Genomic DNA, 16,428 nt, shown 5'->3' on the forward strand with positions numbered 1-16,428 from the left:
TCCACACAGAGAGGACCCCCTCATGAGCTGTCATGCTCGTGACACACACGGCCTCAGGGGCCTGCGAAGAGCGGTCGTCGCCCTGACCGCCGCCCTGCTCCTCACCGTGGCCTTCCTGCCCGGCACCGGAGCCACGGCCGCCGACAAGGCCCCCGCCTTCCGCGCCCTGCTCTTCACCAAGGCCGTCGGATACGTCCACGACTCCATCCCCGCCGGCGTCCGGATGGTCAAGGAGCAGGCGGCGGCGGAGAACTTCGAGGTCGTCCAGACCGACGACGCCACCGTCTTCGACGACGCGAAGCTCAAGGACTTCGACGTCATCATCATGCTGCAGAACTCCGGCATGGTCTGGGACACCGAAGCCCAGCGCGACGCCATGAAGAAGTACGTGAAGAGCGGCAAGGGCGTCGTCGCCCTGCACAACACCCTCGACATGGGCGTCGAGGACTCCTTCCCCTGGTGGGACGAGCTCATCAACGCGGGCGCCCACATGCCCGCCCACTCCCCGGGCGTCCTCAAGGGCACCGCCAAGGTCGCCGACCGCGCCCACCCCTCCACCAAGGGACTCCCGGAGCGCTGGGAGCGGCCCGAGGAGTGGTACAACTTCGACAAGAACCCCCGCGGCGACGTCCACGTCCTGGTCACCGCCGACGAGACCACGTACGACCCGGGCGGCTCCGCGATGGGCGCCGACCACCCCATCTCCTGGTGCCGCAACGCCGAGGGCGGCAAGGTGTGGGCCACCGCCATGGGCCACGACAAGGCCTCCTACAGCGAACCCGCCTTCCGCGAGCACGTGCTCGGCGGCATCCAGTGGGCCGCGGGCGACAAGCCCGGTGACTGCGGCGGCACCGTCTGGTCCGGCTACGAGAAGACCGCCCTCGACGACAACACCGCCGACCCCATGGAGCTCGACGTCGCCAAGGACGGCAAGGTCTTCTACGTCCAGCGCAGCGGCGAGGTGAAGATCTTCGACCCGAAGACCCACGCCACGAGCACCGCGGGCAAGCTCGACGTGTACACGGGCGGCGAGGACGGCCTGGTCGGCATGGAGCTCGACCCCAAGTTCGCCACCAACCGCTGGATCTACCTCTACTACGCGCCCGCCAAGGCCACCGACGACGTCAACCGCCTCTCTCGCTTCACGGTCAAGAGGAACAACACCCTCGACCTCGCCGGCGAGAAGAAGCTCCTCGACGTCCCCGCCTACCGCGACCGCACCTTCCCCGAACCCGGCCACACCGGTGGCGCCGTCGAGTTCGGGCCCGACCGCACCCTCTACCTCGGCGTCGGCGACGACACCCCGCCCAACCTCGACCCCGCCTGGCAGGGCTACGCCCCACTCGACTGGCGCCCCGGCAAGCAGATGCTGGACGCTGCCCGTACCGCCGGCAACACCAACGACCTGCGCGGCAAGATCCTGCGCATCAAGCCCAAGGACAAGGGCGGCTACACCATCCCCCGGGGCAACCTCTTCAAGCAGGGCACGGCCAAGACCCGCCCCGAGATCTACGCCATGGGCTTCCGCAACCCGTTCCGCTTCACCGTCGACCCGAAGACGGGATACGTGCACGCCTCCGACTACGGCCCCGACCGCGGCGCCCCCACCACCGAACGCGGCCCCGAGGGCCTGGTCGAGTACAACGTCATCAAGAAGGCGGGCAACTTCGGCTGGCCCTTCTGCCACGGCAACAACCAGGCCTACGCGCCCTACGACCCCGACACCCAGAAGGCGGGCACCAAGTTCGACTGCGCCAAGCCGGTCAACCCGTCACCCAACAACACGGGCCTCAAGGACCTGCCCGCCCTCCAGCAGCCCGAGGTCTGGTACGGGTACGGCACCTCCAAGGAGTTCCCCGAAATGGGCTCCGGCGGCTCGGCACCCATGAGCGGCCCCGTCTACCACTACGACGCGAAGAACCCCTCCACGACGAAGTTCCCCGCCTACTTCGACGGCGCGAACTTCTTCTACGAGTGGGCGCGCGACTCGGTGAAGGAGATCCGGCTCGACAAGGACGGCAAGCTCCTGAAGATCAACGACTTCCTCAAGTCGGCCAAGTTCGCCAAGCCCATGGACATGACCTTCGGTCCCGACGGATCGCTGTACGTCCTGGAGTGGGGCAGCGAGTTCGGCGGCGGCAACAACGACTCCGGGCTCTACCGCATCGACTACGCCCAGGGGCAGCGCATCCCGCTCGCCAAGGCCAAGGCGTCCGCCACCGACGGCCCCGTTCCGCTGAAGGTCGACTTCTCCAGCGCGGGCAGCTCCGACCCCGACGGTGACTCCCTCAGCCACGCCTGGGACTTCGACGGCGACGGCACCTACGACTCGACGGACGCCAACCCCTCCCACACCTACACCGCCAAGGGCGACTTCAACGCACAGCTCAAGGTCACCGACTCCACAGGCAAGTCCGGCTACGCGAACGTCCCCGTCACCGCCGGCAACACCGCGCCCAAGGTGACGATCGAGACGCCGGTCGACGGCAAGCTCATCGGCTTCGGCGACAAGATCCCCTACAAGGTCACCGTGACCGACCCCGAGGACGGCACCGTCGACTGCTCGAAGGTGACGGTCAACCCGGCACTCGGCCACGACGACCACGAGCACCCCACCACCGACATCCCCGGCTGCGAGGGGACCGTCGACACCGGTGACCTCGGCGGTCACCCCGAGGGCGCCGACCTCACGTACGTCCTCAACGCGAAGTACACGGACAAGGGCGGCGACGGCGTCAGCGCTCTGACCGGGTACGGCCGTTCGGTGCTGCAGCCCAGGCACAAGCAGGCCGAGTACCGCGACGACCAGTCGGGGACGCGCATCGTCTCGCGGGAAGGAGCCGAGAACGGCAAGCGCATCGGTGACATCAGCAACGGCGACTGGGTCGCGTTCCACCCGATGAGCGTGGAGGGCGTCGGCAAGGTCGCGTACAAGCTGTCCTCGCCGTACGGCGTCGGCTCCATCGAGCTGCGCGCCGACGCACCCGACGGCAAGCTGCTCGCCACGACACCCGTCCCCGACACGGGAGGCTGGGACACCTACCGGTCGACACCCGCCGTCCCGGTCGACTCCCTGACCGGCACGCACAAGCTGTACCTGGTCTTCAAGTCGCCCCAGGACAATTCCTTCGACGTGGACGCGGTGCAGTTCTCGGTGCCATAACCGCATACGAAAGGTCCGCGGTGCGCCCCTGTCCAAAGCGCACCGCGGACCTGTCTCCCCGTCAGCGAGTGCCGACCGCCGCACGCACGGCCCTGCGGGCCAGCTGGCAGTCGTCGTGCAGCCGCCTCAGCAGCAGCCGCTGTTCCTCGCCGGACGGCGCAGCACCGGGGTGGGCCGGGCCCGGTGCCGCCGGGGCCGCGTCGTGCATCGAACGCTGCACGGCCGTTTCGTACGTACGGATCTCCCGGGTCAGGACCAGCATCAGGTTCACCAGGAACGCGTCGCGCGCCGCCGGACCCGAGGCCTGCGCCAGCTGACTGATCTCGCGCCGGGCCACCGGGGCGTCACCGAGCACCGACCACAGGGTCGCCAGGTCGTACCCCGGCAGATACCAGCCGGCGTGCTCCCAGTCGACGAGGACCGGCCCCGGAGGAGAGAGGAGGATGTTCGACAGCAGGGCGTCACCGTGGCAGAACTGCCACATCGACTGGTGACCGTTCCCCTGATGTGCGACGGAGTGCGCGATGCCGTGCAGCAGCTTCTGCAGGTCGCCCATGTCGCGGTCCGTCAGCAGGCCCAGCTCGTGGAAGCGGGTGACGCGCTTGCCGTAGTCCATCGGCTTGCCGAACATCTCGGACGGCGGCCGCCACTGGTTGAGGCGGCAGATGGAGCCGAGCGCCGCCCGGATGTCCGGACGCGGCGGGGACTCGATGGGGTGCCGGTGCAGGGCCGCCACCCGTCCGGGCATCCGCTCGATCACCAGCGTGCAGTCGTCCGGATCGGCCGCGATGAGCCGCGGCGCCCGGACCGGCGGGCGGTGCCGGACGAACGAGCGGTATACCGCTATTTCGTGCCTGATCCGCTCCGCCCAGCCGGGCGAGTGGTCCAGCAGACACTTGGCGACCGCGGTGCTGCGTCCCGCCGTGCCGACGAGCAGCACGGTGCGACCGCTTCTGCGGAGCACCTGCACCGGATTGAACTCGGGGCAGATGCGGTGCACCGAAGCGATCGCGGTGCGCAGTTGCGCCCCCTGGGGGCCGGACAAGTCGAGTCTCCCGCTGAGCGTTTGCGTGCCGGCCCCCGGCATGCGGGGCGTGCGGCCGGCGCCCAGCGGTGCGCCCGCGGGGCGCACAGGCTCCAGATAGGGGCCGTTCCCCGACGACGGGGTCACCTCGCGGCTCCGGTGGACCGGAGGGCGCGGGTGCAGCGGCCGGGGCGGGGCGGACACGGAGGACGATGCTGCGTACATGGGCGATACAGATCCCTTCGTGTGCCTGCGAGTTGCGTGCGCCTCCCGGCCCGATCACTTTCGGGTGCACCCTGGGGAGTGCCTTGCGGCGACCGGGTCGGGGTGGCGCACTCCTACCTGACACCCGCCGTCCCCTGGCACACCATGTGGCGCACCCTGGCGAACCCTGGCGAATAGTCGCTCAGCAACTGACAGAGGGTTACTGTCAACTCAGCCGAGAACCTGGGGGCTTGACGTGAACGGACAACCCAACACCCGCCTGTCGGACCTGTTCGGCCTGGCCGGCTGGTCGAAGGGGGAGCTCGCGAGACTGGTGAACCGGCAGGCGGCGGCCATGGGCCACCCCCAGCTGGCCACCGACACCTCGCGGGTGCGGCGGTGGATCGACATGGGAGAGATCCCGCGCGATCCGGTGCCGCGGGTGCTGGCTGTTCTGTTCACCGAGCGTCTCGGCCGTGTCGTGACCACTGAGGATCTGGGTCTGGTCCGGCACGGGCGCGCAGGGAAGCGGCGTGGCGACGGGAGTGTGGAGCACCCCGACGGCGTGCCGTGGGCGCCCGAGCGGACGGCCGCGGTCCTCACCGAATTCACGGGAATGGACCTCATGCTCAACCGACGCGGCTTGGTGGGCGCGGGCGCTGCGCTTGCCGCAGGCTCCGCACTCAGCAGCGCCATGCACGACTGGCTGCACACCGATCCGGCCCTCAAGGCCGACGCCCCCCGTACCGGAGACCCCTTGCACGTCGACCCCGCGGGGCTCGACCGCTACGAGGCCGCTCCCATCGGGTCCCAGGAGATCGAGGAACTGGAGCGCTCCGTCGAAGTGTTCCGCGCCTGGGACGCGGCCCGGGGAGGCGGGTTGCAGCGCAAGGCCGTGGTGGGTCAGCTCAATGAGGTGGGCGGCATGCTCGCCTACCGGCACCCCGATCACCTCCAGCGGCGCCTGTGGGGCGTCGCCGCCAACCTCGCCGTGCTCGCGGGATGGATGTCGCACGACGTCGGCCTCGAGCCCACGGCGCAGAAGTACTTCGTCATCGCCGCGCACGCCGCACGCGAGGGCGGCGACCGGCCGCGCGCCGGTGAAGCACTGTCGCGGGCCGCGCGCCAGATGGTGCACCTCGGCAAACCGGACGACGCCCTGGACCTGATGAAGCTCGCCCAGTCGGGGGCGGGCGAGGAGGCGCTGCCCCGCACCCGGGCGATGCTGTACACCATCGAGGCCTGGGCGCACGCGTCCATGGGGCGCGGCCAGGCGATGCGGCGCACGCTCGGTCTCGCCGAGGACCTCTTCGTGTCCGACAAGGGGGATGTGCCGCCGCCGAGCTGGATGCAGATGTTCGACGAGGCGGATCTGCACGGCATGCAGGCCCTGGCCTACCGCACCCTCGCCGATCATGAGGCATCCGCGGCCAACGCCGCGCAGCGGCACGCGAAGGAGGCGATCGAGCTGCGGGCCAAGAACCGCGACCGTTCGCAGATCTTCGACTACATCTCACTCGCGTCGGCCTGCTTCATCGCCGATGACCCCGAACAGGCCGACAGGTACGCGCGGTTGGCGCTGGTGTCGATGCGGGCGAACTCCTCGCACCGCACCTGGGACCGGCTGCGCGAGATGTACCGGCTGACCGCGCAGTACGCGGGCTACCCGAAGATCCAGGACCTCCGAGAGGAGATCAAGTTCGCACTGCCGAAGGGTGCCAGGGGGAGGACAGCCAGGGCGTAGCTCACCGGAGCGGATGAGACATCGCGCGGCCGGAAGGTCAGACTCGCGCGACCAACAGGCAGGCGTCGTCCTCACGAGGTGCCTCGCCGATTTCCTCGACGACGGTCCGTACGCAGTCCTGTGCCGTGCGCGCCCCGGCGAAACGGGACGCGAGGGAGAGCAGCAGGCCCGTCGCCGTGTCCCTGTCGCGCCGCGGCACCAGACCGTCGGTGTGCAGCAGCAACAGGTCTCCGGGCCGCAGTTGCTCGTCGGCCTGCTCGTACGCCGCGCCGGAGGTCGCGCCGAGGAGCACGCCGTGCGGTGGCGTGAGCGCGCGCCCTGCCCCGTCGCGGAACAGCAGCGGGGCGGGGTGCCCGGCCTGTGCCCAGGTGAGTAGGTGCGTGGTGGGATCGAAGCGGCAGCAGACGGCGCTGCCGAGGGCGGGCTGGACCGTGGCATCCAGCAACTGGTTCAGCCAGCCCATGATCCGGCCGGGTTCCGCGAGATGGCCGGGCTGCGCTCCGGCGACCGCCATGCCGCGCAGCGCGCCGAGCAGCATCGCCATGCCGGAGGTGACGGCGACGCCGTGCCCGGTGAGGTCGCCGACGCTCAGCAGGGATTCACCGTCGGGCAGTTCCATCGCGTCGTACCAGTCTCCGCCGATGAGCGCGCTGGTCGCGGAGGGGAGGTACTGGGCGGCGAGGTCGAGCCGTCCCGGTCCGCCGTTCGGCAGCCGCAGGGAGCCGCGCCCCGGCGGCAGGACCGCTTCTTGCAGGGCGACGGCGAGGCGGTGCTCGGTCTGCGCGATGTCGTGGTGGCGCTGGAGCGAGTCGCGGCTCTCGCGCACGACGCGCTGGCTGCGGCGCAGTTCGCTGACGTCCCGCAGGACCGCCCACATGGAGGCGGTGGATCCGTCGGTGGCCAGCACGGGTTCACCCATCATGTGCACTTGGCGTTCGCGGCCGTCGGAGCGCAGGATGCGGAACTCGTCGTCGATGGGTTTTCCGTCGATGAGGCAGTCCGTGACCATCGACGTCAGCTGGGGCTGGTCGTCGGGGTGCACGAGGCAGGGGAACTCGTCGAGGGAGAGCGGGGGAGCGGCGGGGTCGCGGCCGAGGATGTCGTAGAGCTCGGCGGACCAGGTCACCTCGTCGGTGAGCAGGTTCCACTCGGCGCTGCCCACCCGGCTGAGGAGTGAGCCCCGGCCCGGCTCGGTGGACTCGGGGACGACCGGCGCCGCGGGCTCCTCGCCTGTCCGCGGCGGGCCGTCCCGCAGCTGGGCCAGATGGTCGTCGAGGTCGTTGAGCTGAAGGACCGCCAGGTCGCACAGGGCTCGCTGCCAGCGTCCCGCCGGGTCCCCGCGGTCCGCCACGGCGTCGCGCCGCACGGCGTCGACGTCGACGCGGAGCCGGCGCGTCTGCGAGATCAGCGCATCGACCGTGCCGCGCTCGGGCGGCTGGGCGGCTGCGTGGTCCGCAAAGACATGGGACGGCATGAGGTGCTCCGTTGAGGTGCGGTGCGACTCCGTTGAAGGTGCGGTGCGACCAACTTGACGGGTGGTGGACCGCTAACGACTTTCGCACAGCAGGGGGTGGGCCGTAAGGGATTTGGCAACACACGATGCGGTGGTGCTTCTGGCATATGCCTATGTCCTGCGGATACGCGTACCCGGGTGCGGAAGTCTAGAGGGAAAGAGTGAAGACGGTGTAGAGGTGCGTCGCGGAATGTGGGACTCCGGTGGGGAGCCAGGGGTGAGTGGGCACGTGTGGTGCCCGCGTGGGCCGTGGCGGCTCCGTGCCGCGCGCCTGTCGACGGTCCCGCGCCGTCTTGGACGCGAACTCCCGTACGACACAGGTCCGTTGAGGGTGTCAGAACGGCGCGATTTGACCCCTCGGGAATGCGATGGGTGCGCAGGGCTTCTGGTTCGAGTGTTCCTCTTCTCGTGCGATGTCGCTGTCCGTAGCCTTTTGTATTGACCGTCTGAGTCTCTCTGCATAGGCGAGGGATACGTGGACACTGCGGGTTTATTGCTGCTCGGCGCGGCAGGCGGAGCGGTACGCGGAATCGTGCACGCATACGACTGCATGTCCGAATGGCTTCTGAGGCGGCAGGAGTTCCGGCTCGCCGAGCAGCCCGGGACCGAAGAAGCACCGCCCGCGTTCAGCGCGTTCTACGACGTCGCGGGCGAGAGCGTCGCAGCCGTGGTGCACATCGTGATGGGAGCCGGAGTAGCGGCACTCATGGCGGCCTCGGGCCAGGTCAGTGGGGGCTTCGCCACCTTCGCGGTCGGAGCGTCGGCGCCGTTGATCCTCGTCCAGCTGAAGCACACCAGGCTGGCGGAGGTCGTCATAGGCAGCCCCCAGGCGTTGCGGGGCTTCCAGGCGCAGGAGCCCGAGCCACCGGCGACCGGGCCGCCGAACGGGCCGGCCGCCCCTCGGCGGCCGACCGCGGGCCCGAGGGGCGTCGAATGACCCGGCCCACGCTGCTCCGTCGTGCCGCCGCGGCCACCATCGGAATCGGCCGCCGCGCCGACCGCGCTCCCGCTCTGCCTCCTGTGCGGCGCCTCACGCTGGCGCGCAGGGCCGCGGCCGCGGTCATCGGTGTCCGTGCCGACCGCCTGCGTCCGGCAGTGACGGCGCAGAGACTCGCGCAGGACACGGGTGCCGGGCGTGCTGGTGAGAGCCCACAGTCGGAGCGACTTCCGTTGGTGACGTTCGCCCCGGTGGCTCTCGGCGTGCCCGAGGGGCGCCGGGACGGTGGCCGACGCCCGGACCGCGAACGCGGCCGGGCGGCCGGGCCACGCATACCGCGCTTTGGACTCGCCATGGTCACGGCGGCCGCCGTAGGGGCCACCGTGTCCGGGGCGTATTTCTATTTCGAGGGCACTCGTATGACCGGAGAGGGCCCGGCGGGTCAGGCACCCCAGGTGACCGCGACGATCACGCAGACGGGCGTGATCCCGAGCGAGTACCTCGGGACCTGGAAGGGGGAGCTCGAGACCGCAGCAGGCCGCCACACACGGAAGATGGTGATCCGACAGGGCTTCGTGGACGAGACGGTCATGACCCTGACGGCGGTCGGGCCGACGGACAACGGGAGCGACTATCGCTGCGTCTTCGCAGCGCGGCTCGACTCCGTCACGCCCGGCGCCGTCCGGCTGAGCGGATCGACGCCGATCGTGGCGAAACCGGCCTCGATGTGCGAGGCCGGCAGTCCCTCGGAACTGACCTTGGTGACCAAGGACAGGCTGCGGCGCGTCGTCAGCGGCGGGAGCGGCGGGGGCGGCGGGAGCGGCAACAGGACGACGTACGACCGCTCCGAGTAGCTGCCTGCGTCCGTGCCCGATCGGTTGACTAGGGTGACGAACGCGGGGTGTTCGTCTGCTGGCTCTTGTCTGCCTGAACCGGTCGGAGGAAGTAATGAGGGGCGAGGATCGGGGGGCCTCCGGTCAGCAGTTGCCCAGGCTGCGGTTGGACGAACTGCTGGACGAGCTGCAGGTACGGATCGACGCCGCTCGGGGCATGCAGGACCGGGTCCGCAGCCTGCTGGAGGCGGTCCTGTCGGTCGGGCGGGAGCTGGATCTTCCGCAGGTGTTGCGGCGTATCGTCGAGGCCGCCGTGGTGCTGGTGGACGCCGAGTACGGGGCTCTCGGGGTGATCGCGGGCGATCGGCGGCTGTCCGAGTTCCTGACCGTCGGCATCGACGAGGAGAGACGTGCGCGGATCGGTGCGCTCCCCAGCGGCCACGGCATCCTCGGCGAGCTGATCAGGCATCCGGAACCACTGCGGCTCCGCGAACTCGCGGAGCATCCGGCTTCGTACGGCTTCCCGGACCACCACCCGCCGATGCACTCCTTTCTCGGCGTCCCCATCCGGGTGCGCGACACGGTGTTCGGAAACCTGTACCTCACCGAGAAGCGCGGAGCGGACGAGTTCGACGCGGAGGACGAGGCGGTGCTCTCCACGCTCGCCGTGGCCGCCGGAGTGGCGATCGAGAACGCGCGGCTCTACGAGGAGGCCAGACTCCGGGAACGCTGGCTGCGTGCCAGCTCCGAGGTGACCAACACCCTGATGTCCGGGGCGCCGAGCGCCGACGTACTGGGGCTGATCGTCGAGCAGGCGCGGGTGATCGCCGCAGCGGACGTGGGCATGATCGCGGAGTACGTGCCCGGGGCAGCCGCATTGCAGCCGATGTTCGCGGTCGGCGTGGACGCGGAGCCGCGCACCGGTCTCGTGCTGTCCGCGCAGGACGAATTCGTCGGTGCCGCGCTCTCCGCCGCGGAACCCGTGGTGAGCGCGGACATCGCGAACGACGTCCGCATCGGAGCGGGGGAGCCGCCCTGGACGGGGCTCGGTCCGGTCGTCGCGGTGCCGCTGGGCTCGGGCGGCAAAGGACATGGTGTGCTCCTGCTGGGGCGTCTGGCGGGCCGCGCACAGTTCGTCGACGCGGACACCGGGCCCCTGCTCGGCTTTGCCGGCCAGGCGGCGCTGGCGCTCGAGCTCGCCGAACGGCGCCGCGACGCCGAACAGATCGCCCTGCTCCAGGACCGTGACCGCATCGCGCGCGACCTGCACGACCTGGCGATCCAGCGGCTCTTCGCCGCCGGCATGACCCTGCAGAGCACCCAGCGCTTCGTCGACCACCCCGAAGCGGTCGCGCGACTGTCGCGGACCGTCGACGACCTCGACGACACCATCAAAATCATCAGGTCGACCATCTTCGGCCTCCGGTCGCACACCGCCGGGACCACGGGCGCCCGCGGCCTGCGAGAACGGGTCTCGAGTGCCGTGCACGCCTCGGTGAACCTGCTCGGCTTCGCTCCCGCCCTGCGCATCGAGGGCCTCGTCGAGACCGATGTCGACCATGAGGTCGCCGACCATGCCCTCGCCGTGGTGGGCGAAGCGCTCAGCAACGTGGCCCGGCACTCCGGAGCGCGGTCCGTGGATGTTCATCTGCGCTGTGTTGAAGGTGAGTTGGCGGTCACGGTGACGGATGACGGCCGCGGTCTGCCCGTCGGTGTCGCCCGCAGCGGTCTGAAGAACCTGGAGGAGCGCGCCTCGGCGCTCGGCGGCACGCTCACCCTCGGGGAACGACCCGAGGGCGGTGGCACGCGGTTGGTCTGGCGGGTGCCGGCACGCTCGAAGCGGTAGTCAGCCGGGACGGCGCTCGACGGACGCGGGGCGTTCGAGTTGGGAGACCAGGACCGCGGCCTGGACCCGGCGCTGTACGCCCAGTTTCGACAGCAGCCGTGAGATGTGGTTCTTCACGGTCTTCTCGGAGAGGTAGAGGCTCTTGCCGATCTCTCGGTTGGTGAGCCCCTCGCCGATCAGCGCGAGGACGTCCCGCTCCCGCGGCGACAGGCGCGCCAGCTCCGGAGCCGCCGACGGTGTGCCGGCGGGGTCCGCGCGCAGGGAGCGCATGAGCCGGGCCGTCGTCTCCGGGTCGAGCATGGACTGGCCGGAGGCGACGGTACGCACGGCCGACACCAGGTCGGCTCCCTTGATCTGTTTGAGTACGTAGCCACTGGCTCCGGCCATGATCGCGTCGAGCAGGGCGTCCTCGTCGTCGAACGACGTCAGCATCAGCACGGCGAGACCGGGCATATGGCTGCGCAGCTCCCGGCAGACCGTGATCCCGTCGCCGTCCGGGAGGCGTACGTCCAGGACGGCCACGTGCGGTCGCAGGGCCGGACCGCGGACGAGTGCGTGCTCGACGTTCTCGGCGTCCCCGACCACCGAGATGTCCGGCTCCGCGTCCAGCAGGTCGCACAGGCCGCGTCGTACGACCTCGTGATCGTCCAGCAGGAAGACTCTGATCGGTTCCTGCTCCGTAAAGATGCGTCCCTCAATCACGGCGATCCCTCAATCACGACGAGGCCTCGCTCGCTCCATCACGACGAGTCCTCGTTCTCCTGGCGGCCGCTGTCCGGGCTGCCCCTGACAACGATCATCGCCCGCCCGGGACTTGCGCACCAGGGCCGACCGGGCCACTCGCTCGAACTCGGCTCAGCGGGCGCCGCCGCTGCCGTACGGGGCGTACAGGTCCAGCAGCCGGGTACGGGCCGAACGCAGCCGGTGGGCCACGACGTCGCCCACCCACCGGGTGACCGTCACGCTCAGTTCCGGATCGTCCTGGCACGCCGCCAGAACCGTGGCCGCATCGAACTCGTACGCCCGGACCGGCGTCAACGCCTCGGCACCCAGGTGCCAGGAATGCGGAGTGAACAACCACGACCAGCCGAGGAGTTGATTGTGGCCGAGGGTCTCGATGACTGCTGCCCTACGGCCGGGCACGTGCATGTCGAGAGCGATCGAGCCGGTGCGGATGATCCAGAACCGGTCGGCGCGCCCGCCTTCCTCGAAGAGCCGCGTTCCCTGCGGGATGGACACCTCGACGGCAAACCGCATCAGCCGCTGCCGGTGCTCAGTGGGCAGTGCCCGCAGCATGCTGTGCGAGGGGGGCGCGCTCATGACGTACCTCCAGAGCGTGGGAGCGGGTCGGTCACTTGTAGCGTGCTCCCGTGGCTGCTGCGGGACCAGGGGCCACTTGGCCCCGGACCGGTCCACTCGGCCCCCCGGCCTCCCCGGGCGGACGGTTCAGGAACCGATGGGGATGCGCAGCACCTGTCCGGGCGTGATCTTGTCCGGGTTGGTGATCTGGTCGGGGTTGGCGCGCACGATGTACGTGAAGTGGGAAGCGTCCCCGTAGTAGGTCTTCGCCAGCGCGGAGAGCGTGTCGCCCCTGACGACCTTGTGCTCCCGGTAGCCGTAGTAGCCGGGTTTGATGCGCGGGCCGTAGATGACCGGGAGGGTGACGACGTGTACCTCGCTGCCGTCCTTGGGACTGACCTCGAAGACCTGGACCAGGAGCTGGTCGGACTTGAACGCCGCGCGCGCGACGTCGACGGCGACGTGGAACTGGCCGTGCTCACCGGTGCCTCCGCCCACCTGGAAGTGCCCCGTCACCTCGTCGTGGCCGTCCCCCACGCGGTAGTTGAGCGTGGCCTCGTATCCGGTGCCGATGCCGCCCAGGTGGATCGGGTTCCCCACCAGGTCGAGTTTGCGAGGCTGGTCGATGCGGTTCGTCATCGAACTCTCCTGACCACGAGGCGGTGCGCTGCTGTTCCTGTCCACTCAACTCCTGGCACGACGGTGCACAAGCCCACCTTTCGGACAGCGTCAGCGCCTCCGGTCGGAGCCACGGCACCCGGCGCCCGGATTCGACGTGTTGACGGGTGCCGTCAGGTGTGCGGCACGACGGCGACCGGGCACTTGGCGTGGTGGATGGCCGCGTGCACCGTCGGGCCGAGGTGTTCTCCGGCCGAGGCGCGGCGGCCGACCACCAGCAGTCCCGCGTCCGCGGCCGCCTTGACGAGGTGGTGGCGTGCCAGACCGTGCTCGAGCCGCTCCGAGACGTGTGCCCCGGGATACTTCCTCCTCCACGGAGTGAGCGTGGCCGCGAGCAGACGTGACTTCGGTGCCGCGGGGTCCGTCGCGGAGGCACTGGGCACCAAGGGAACCGCCCACGTGTGGACGACGTGCAGCGGCACGCCGTGGAGGGCGGCCGTGAGGAAGGCGAACTCGATCACTTCGTCACAGGGGCGCCCCGGATCGAGGCCGAGCACCACCGGCCCGAGCGGGCCGGCGGGTGCGCCCGGGCCGCTGCCTTCGGCGTCCTTGCCGACGCGCACCAGGGTTACGGGACAGGAGGCCCGGGCCGTGACGGCCAGGGCGACCGAGCCGACGAGAGCACCGGCGAACGCGCCGAAACCGCGCGAGCCCAGCACGAGCAGGCTGGAGGACTCCGCTGCTCGCACCAGAGCCTCGACCGGTGGCGCGGTGACTTGTTCGTCGAGGATCCCAAGAGCGGGGTGTGCGGAGGAGAGCCGGAGTACGGCGCGGTCGAGCGCACCGCTCTCGCGGTGGAAGGGGACTTCGACCTCAGGCAGACGGGTTCGCTCCGACGGCTCGTCGAAGGCGTGGACGAGGTGCAGCGGCAGGCCGCGGAGCAGCGCCTCGTGTGCGGCCCACCCGGCGGCGGCCAGACTTTCGGCCGAGCCGTCGATGCCTGCGGTGATGAGTTGTCGGTCGGTCATGATGCCTACCCTCGCGGTGCGTCGGGTGGAGAGGAGTCGGCCGGGCGGGCGGTCAGCCGTGGGGGACGAAAGCCACTGGACGGGCCGCATGGTGCAGACCGTGACCTAGGGGTGGGCGGACATCGCTGACCGCGCCGCCTTGCGACATGCCCCCCGTAGGGCTCGCCCTCGGACCATCGCACCGGCGAAGCCGGCGGGGGAGGGGCGAACCGGCCCCGTTGCGGGACGTTCGGCGATCTCCGAGACGGACCTGCTGATGTGCGAGGCCGAGGCCCCGGGGCCCAGCGAGCGCCAGCGCCGTTTCGGGCCTGGCCACCTACGAGATGGCCCGCCCGCGGGCCGAAGGCGTTCCAGCCAGGACCAGGCCGGCTACCTGGTCGGCTCGTGCGAAGCGGACGTCGTCGTGGCGCAGCGCGAATTGGATGAACTGCTCCAGGGCGCGGAGGCGGGAGGGACGCCCGATGAGGAAGGGGTGGACGGTCAGGACGCAGAGACAGCCGTGCCGGCGCATGGCGGCCAGTTCCGCGGTCCACAGGTCGAGGACCTTGGACGGCGTTTCGATGAGGTGGCCGATGTCGGGCTCGGGCAGGTACGCGTACTGCTCCCAGTCGTCCAGGAGCCAGTGCACCGGCAGTTCGGCCAGGGTCACTCCGTTGGCCCGCATGGCGTACGGGCGGTCGTCATCCATCAGGGAGGAGTCGTAGCGCAGCCCGAACTCGCCCAGGAGGTCGAGGGTGTGGCGGGTCATCTGCCAGTTCGGGGCGCGGTATCCGGCCGGGGCGAGGCCGAAGCTCGTGAGGGTGTCCAGGCCGAGTTCGAGTTCCCGGCGCTGTTCGGTGGGCGTGAGGTGAACCGGTGAGCGGTGAGTGAAGCCGTGCAGGGCGATCTCGTGTCCTGCCGCGGCGACGGACTCCACGACGCCGGGCCAGCGCACGGCGGTGGTGCCGGGGATGAAGAAGGTCGCCGGCAGGCGGTAGACGTTGAGCAGGTCCAGGAGGCGCGGTACGCCTACGCGGGGCCCGTAGGCCTGGTGGGACATGGTGCCCAGGTGGTGCAGGTAGCGGTCGCCGTGGGCGAGGATCGGGGCCTCGGCTTCCACGTCGATGGTCAGGATGACCACGGCAGACGCGCCGTTCAGCCAGTCACCGGCAGCGGTACGCCGCGGCCACGCGACGCACCGGGCAGCGGGCCGTGTCACGGGCGGGCGGCCCGGCGCAGGGAGCCGACCACGCCGTTCACCACGGGGTCTGCTCCGCTGCGGCGGCGCCGGCCCCGGTGAGGGGCGCCCGTCCGGGAGCCTCCGTCGGCAGCGTTGCCAGGTTCGCCGTCACCGGAGGGCGTTCGCCGCCGAACTTGAGCTTGTACCGGTGCAGAGAAAGCTGCTCGGAACCTCCCAGGTTCACGCGCTGCACACCGCGTTCCTGCAGGTCCTCGAGTGTCGCGTACAGCCCCGTCTCGGTGAGCCCGGGCCTGTCTCCGCAGACACAGAGATTCGCGTAACATCCCACGGTCCCCTCACCGATGGGTTCGAAGAGGTAGAAGCCGCGCGCTTTCCCGTCCAGGGTCAACACATAGGGATGAGCGTCTTCGGCGGGGTGCGCCAGCATGTTCACGTACGCGTCGGCGGGTACACGCCGTTCGGCTGCCCATTGCGTGACCACGGCCCGTACGGCGTCGACCCAGTCCGCCGGAGGCAATCCGCGACAGGCGCGCACGCTGATCGTCCCTCCTCGGGCATCGTTGCGGAACCGGTTGCATCTCCTGCGCAGTTTGCTGTTCGCCGGCGCCATGAGGGCGTCCCCGGTGAGTTCCCGTAGCTCGACGACGACTTCGGGGAACGAGGCGTCGTCCTGGGGTGCTTCGGCCGCCCAGGGGTATTGCGTCATCGGTACGAAACCCGCGTGCTGCAGCAGTGATCCGGCGTCGGCGAGCGCCGTGTGCTTGGTGTAGACGGGGCGTCCGGACCGTTCGGCCAGCCACGCCACCAGAGTCCTGACCACGGGGACAACGGCTTCTCCCACCGGGCGGACAAGTACGTAATGCCCGCGGTGCAGACCGATGCTGACCAGTGTGCGGCCGTCGAAGTACTTGTAACCGCGTCCCAGACCGCGGCACGCCTGCGTGACATAGCTCCAGCTGTTCCCGTAGGTCTCGGTTCCCCGGTCCGCCTGGAAGAACGCGCGGTACACGGCTTGATCCGCAGGCTCGATAGGACTGAC

General features: G+C 70.1%; 13 protein-coding genes. 5 read left to right on the top strand and 8 right to left on the bottom strand.

From position 1 onward, the window contains the following. The first annotated feature begins 22 nt into the window (after positions 1-22). A complete protein-coding gene (locus AC07DO_RS31865) occupies positions 23-3,163 on the top strand; it encodes a ThuA domain-containing protein (RefSeq protein WP_479064527.1) in 3,141 nt (1,046 codons plus the stop codon). 61 nt (positions 3,164-3,224) lie between these two features. Here the strand turns inward: AC07DO_RS31865 and AC07DO_RS31870 are convergent, their stop codons facing one another. Then, entirely contained in the window at positions 3,225-4,412 is a 1,188-nt protein-coding gene (locus AC07DO_RS31870; RefSeq protein ID WP_479064529.1) for an aminoglycoside phosphotransferase family protein, read from the bottom strand. A gap of 235 nt (positions 4,413-4,647) precedes the next feature. Here AC07DO_RS31870 and AC07DO_RS31875 point away from each other — a divergent pair, with 235 nt between their 5' ends. Further along, the gene (locus AC07DO_RS31875) at positions 4,648-6,135 is read left to right on the top strand and encodes a DNA-binding protein NsdB (protein ID WP_479064531.1); all 1,488 of its coding nucleotides are present in this window, start codon (positions 4,648-4,650) and stop codon (positions 6,133-6,135) included. A gap of 37 nt (positions 6,136-6,172) precedes the next feature. Here AC07DO_RS31875 and AC07DO_RS31880 read toward each other — a convergent pair whose 3' ends face one another. Next, positions 6,173-7,609, bottom strand: coding sequence for a PP2C family protein-serine/threonine phosphatase (locus tag AC07DO_RS31880; protein WP_479064533.1), 1,437 nt, complete (start codon positions 7,607-7,609; stop codon positions 6,173-6,175). 589 nt (positions 7,610-8,198) lie between these two features. Here AC07DO_RS31880 and AC07DO_RS31885 point away from each other — a divergent pair. From AC07DO_RS31885 to AC07DO_RS31895, 3 genes are all read left to right on the top strand, one after another. After that, positions 8,199-8,585, top strand: a complete 387-nt coding sequence (locus AC07DO_RS31885) for a hypothetical protein (RefSeq protein WP_479064535.1) — start codon at positions 8,199-8,201, stop codon at positions 8,583-8,585. Then, positions 8,582-9,439 carry a hypothetical protein gene (locus tag AC07DO_RS31890; RefSeq protein ID WP_479064537.1) on the top strand — a complete coding sequence of 286 codons (858 nt, stop codon included), beginning with the start codon at positions 8,582-8,584 and terminating at the stop codon, positions 9,437-9,439. Before AC07DO_RS31885 ends, AC07DO_RS31890 begins: the two co-directional genes overlap by 4 nt. 94 nt (positions 9,440-9,533) lie before the next feature. Further along, positions 9,534-11,264 carry a sensor histidine kinase gene (locus AC07DO_RS31895; RefSeq protein ID WP_479064539.1) on the top strand — a complete coding sequence of 577 codons (1,731 nt, stop codon included), beginning with the start codon at positions 9,534-9,536 and terminating at the stop codon, positions 11,262-11,264. On the opposite strand, the gene AC07DO_RS31900 is transcribed toward AC07DO_RS31895, so the two are convergent. The 6 genes from AC07DO_RS31900 to AC07DO_RS31925 form a co-directional block, all read right to left on the bottom strand. Next, complete coding sequence (locus AC07DO_RS31900; protein WP_479064541.1) at positions 11,265-11,966, bottom strand: response regulator; 702 nt, start codon at positions 11,964-11,966, stop codon at positions 11,265-11,267. A gap of 153 nt (positions 11,967-12,119) precedes the next feature. Beyond that, on the bottom strand, positions 12,120-12,584 hold the full coding sequence (locus AC07DO_RS31905; protein ID WP_479064543.1) for a Crp/Fnr family transcriptional regulator: 465 nt from the start codon (positions 12,582-12,584) through the stop codon (positions 12,120-12,122). A gap of 126 nt (positions 12,585-12,710) precedes the next feature. Beyond that, positions 12,711-13,202: a Gmad2 immunoglobulin-like domain-containing protein gene (locus AC07DO_RS31910; protein WP_479064544.1), complete on the bottom strand. Its 492-nt coding sequence runs from the start codon at positions 13,200-13,202 to the stop codon at positions 12,711-12,713. A 152-nt stretch (positions 13,203-13,354) separates the two neighbouring features. Then, entirely contained in the window at positions 13,355-14,209 is an 855-nt protein-coding gene (locus tag AC07DO_RS31915; RefSeq protein WP_479064546.1) for a universal stress protein, read from the bottom strand. A gap of 316 nt (positions 14,210-14,525) precedes the next feature. Beyond that, on the bottom strand, positions 14,526-15,329 hold the full coding sequence (locus AC07DO_RS31920; protein ID WP_479064548.1) for a polysaccharide deacetylase family protein: 804 nt from the start codon (positions 15,327-15,329) through the stop codon (positions 14,526-14,528). 115 nt (positions 15,330-15,444) lie between these two features. Then, positions 15,445-16,398 carry a phosphatidylglycerol lysyltransferase domain-containing protein gene (locus AC07DO_RS31925; RefSeq protein WP_479064550.1) on the bottom strand — a complete coding sequence of 318 codons (954 nt, stop codon included), beginning with the start codon at positions 16,396-16,398 and terminating at the stop codon, positions 15,445-15,447. Positions 16,399-16,428 lie beyond the last annotated feature (30 nt).

The sequence above is a fragment of the Streptomyces sp. NPDC045678 genome (assembly GCF_056432085.1).

Excerpts from the sequence above, each read along its gene's own strand:
- AC07DO_RS31865 (WP_479064527.1), top strand. The coding sequence starts at position 23 with ATGAGCTGTCATGCTCGTGACACACACGGCCTCAGGGGCCTGCGAAGA.
- AC07DO_RS31870 (WP_479064529.1), bottom strand. The coding sequence starts at position 4,412 with ATGTACGCAGCATCGTCCTCCGTGTCCGCCCCGCCCCGGCCGCTGCAC.
- AC07DO_RS31880 (WP_479064533.1), bottom strand. The coding sequence starts at position 7,609 with ATGCCGTCCCATGTCTTTGCGGACCACGCAGCCGCCCAGCCGCCCGAG.
- AC07DO_RS31885 (WP_479064535.1), top strand. The coding sequence starts at position 8,199 with ATGTCCGAATGGCTTCTGAGGCGGCAGGAGTTCCGGCTCGCCGAGCAG.
- AC07DO_RS31890 (WP_479064537.1), top strand. The coding sequence starts at position 8,582 with ATGACCCGGCCCACGCTGCTCCGTCGTGCCGCCGCGGCCACCATCGGA.
- AC07DO_RS31895 (WP_479064539.1), top strand. The coding sequence starts at position 9,534 with ATGAGGGGCGAGGATCGGGGGGCCTCCGGTCAGCAGTTGCCCAGGCTG.
- AC07DO_RS31905 (WP_479064543.1), bottom strand. The coding sequence starts at position 12,584 with ATGAGCGCGCCCCCCTCGCACAGCATGCTGCGGGCACTGCCCACTGAG.
- AC07DO_RS31910 (WP_479064544.1), bottom strand. The coding sequence starts at position 13,202 with ATGACGAACCGCATCGACCAGCCTCGCAAACTCGACCTGGTGGGGAAC.
- AC07DO_RS31915 (WP_479064546.1), bottom strand. The coding sequence starts at position 14,209 with ATGACCGACCGACAACTCATCACCGCAGGCATCGACGGCTCGGCCGAA.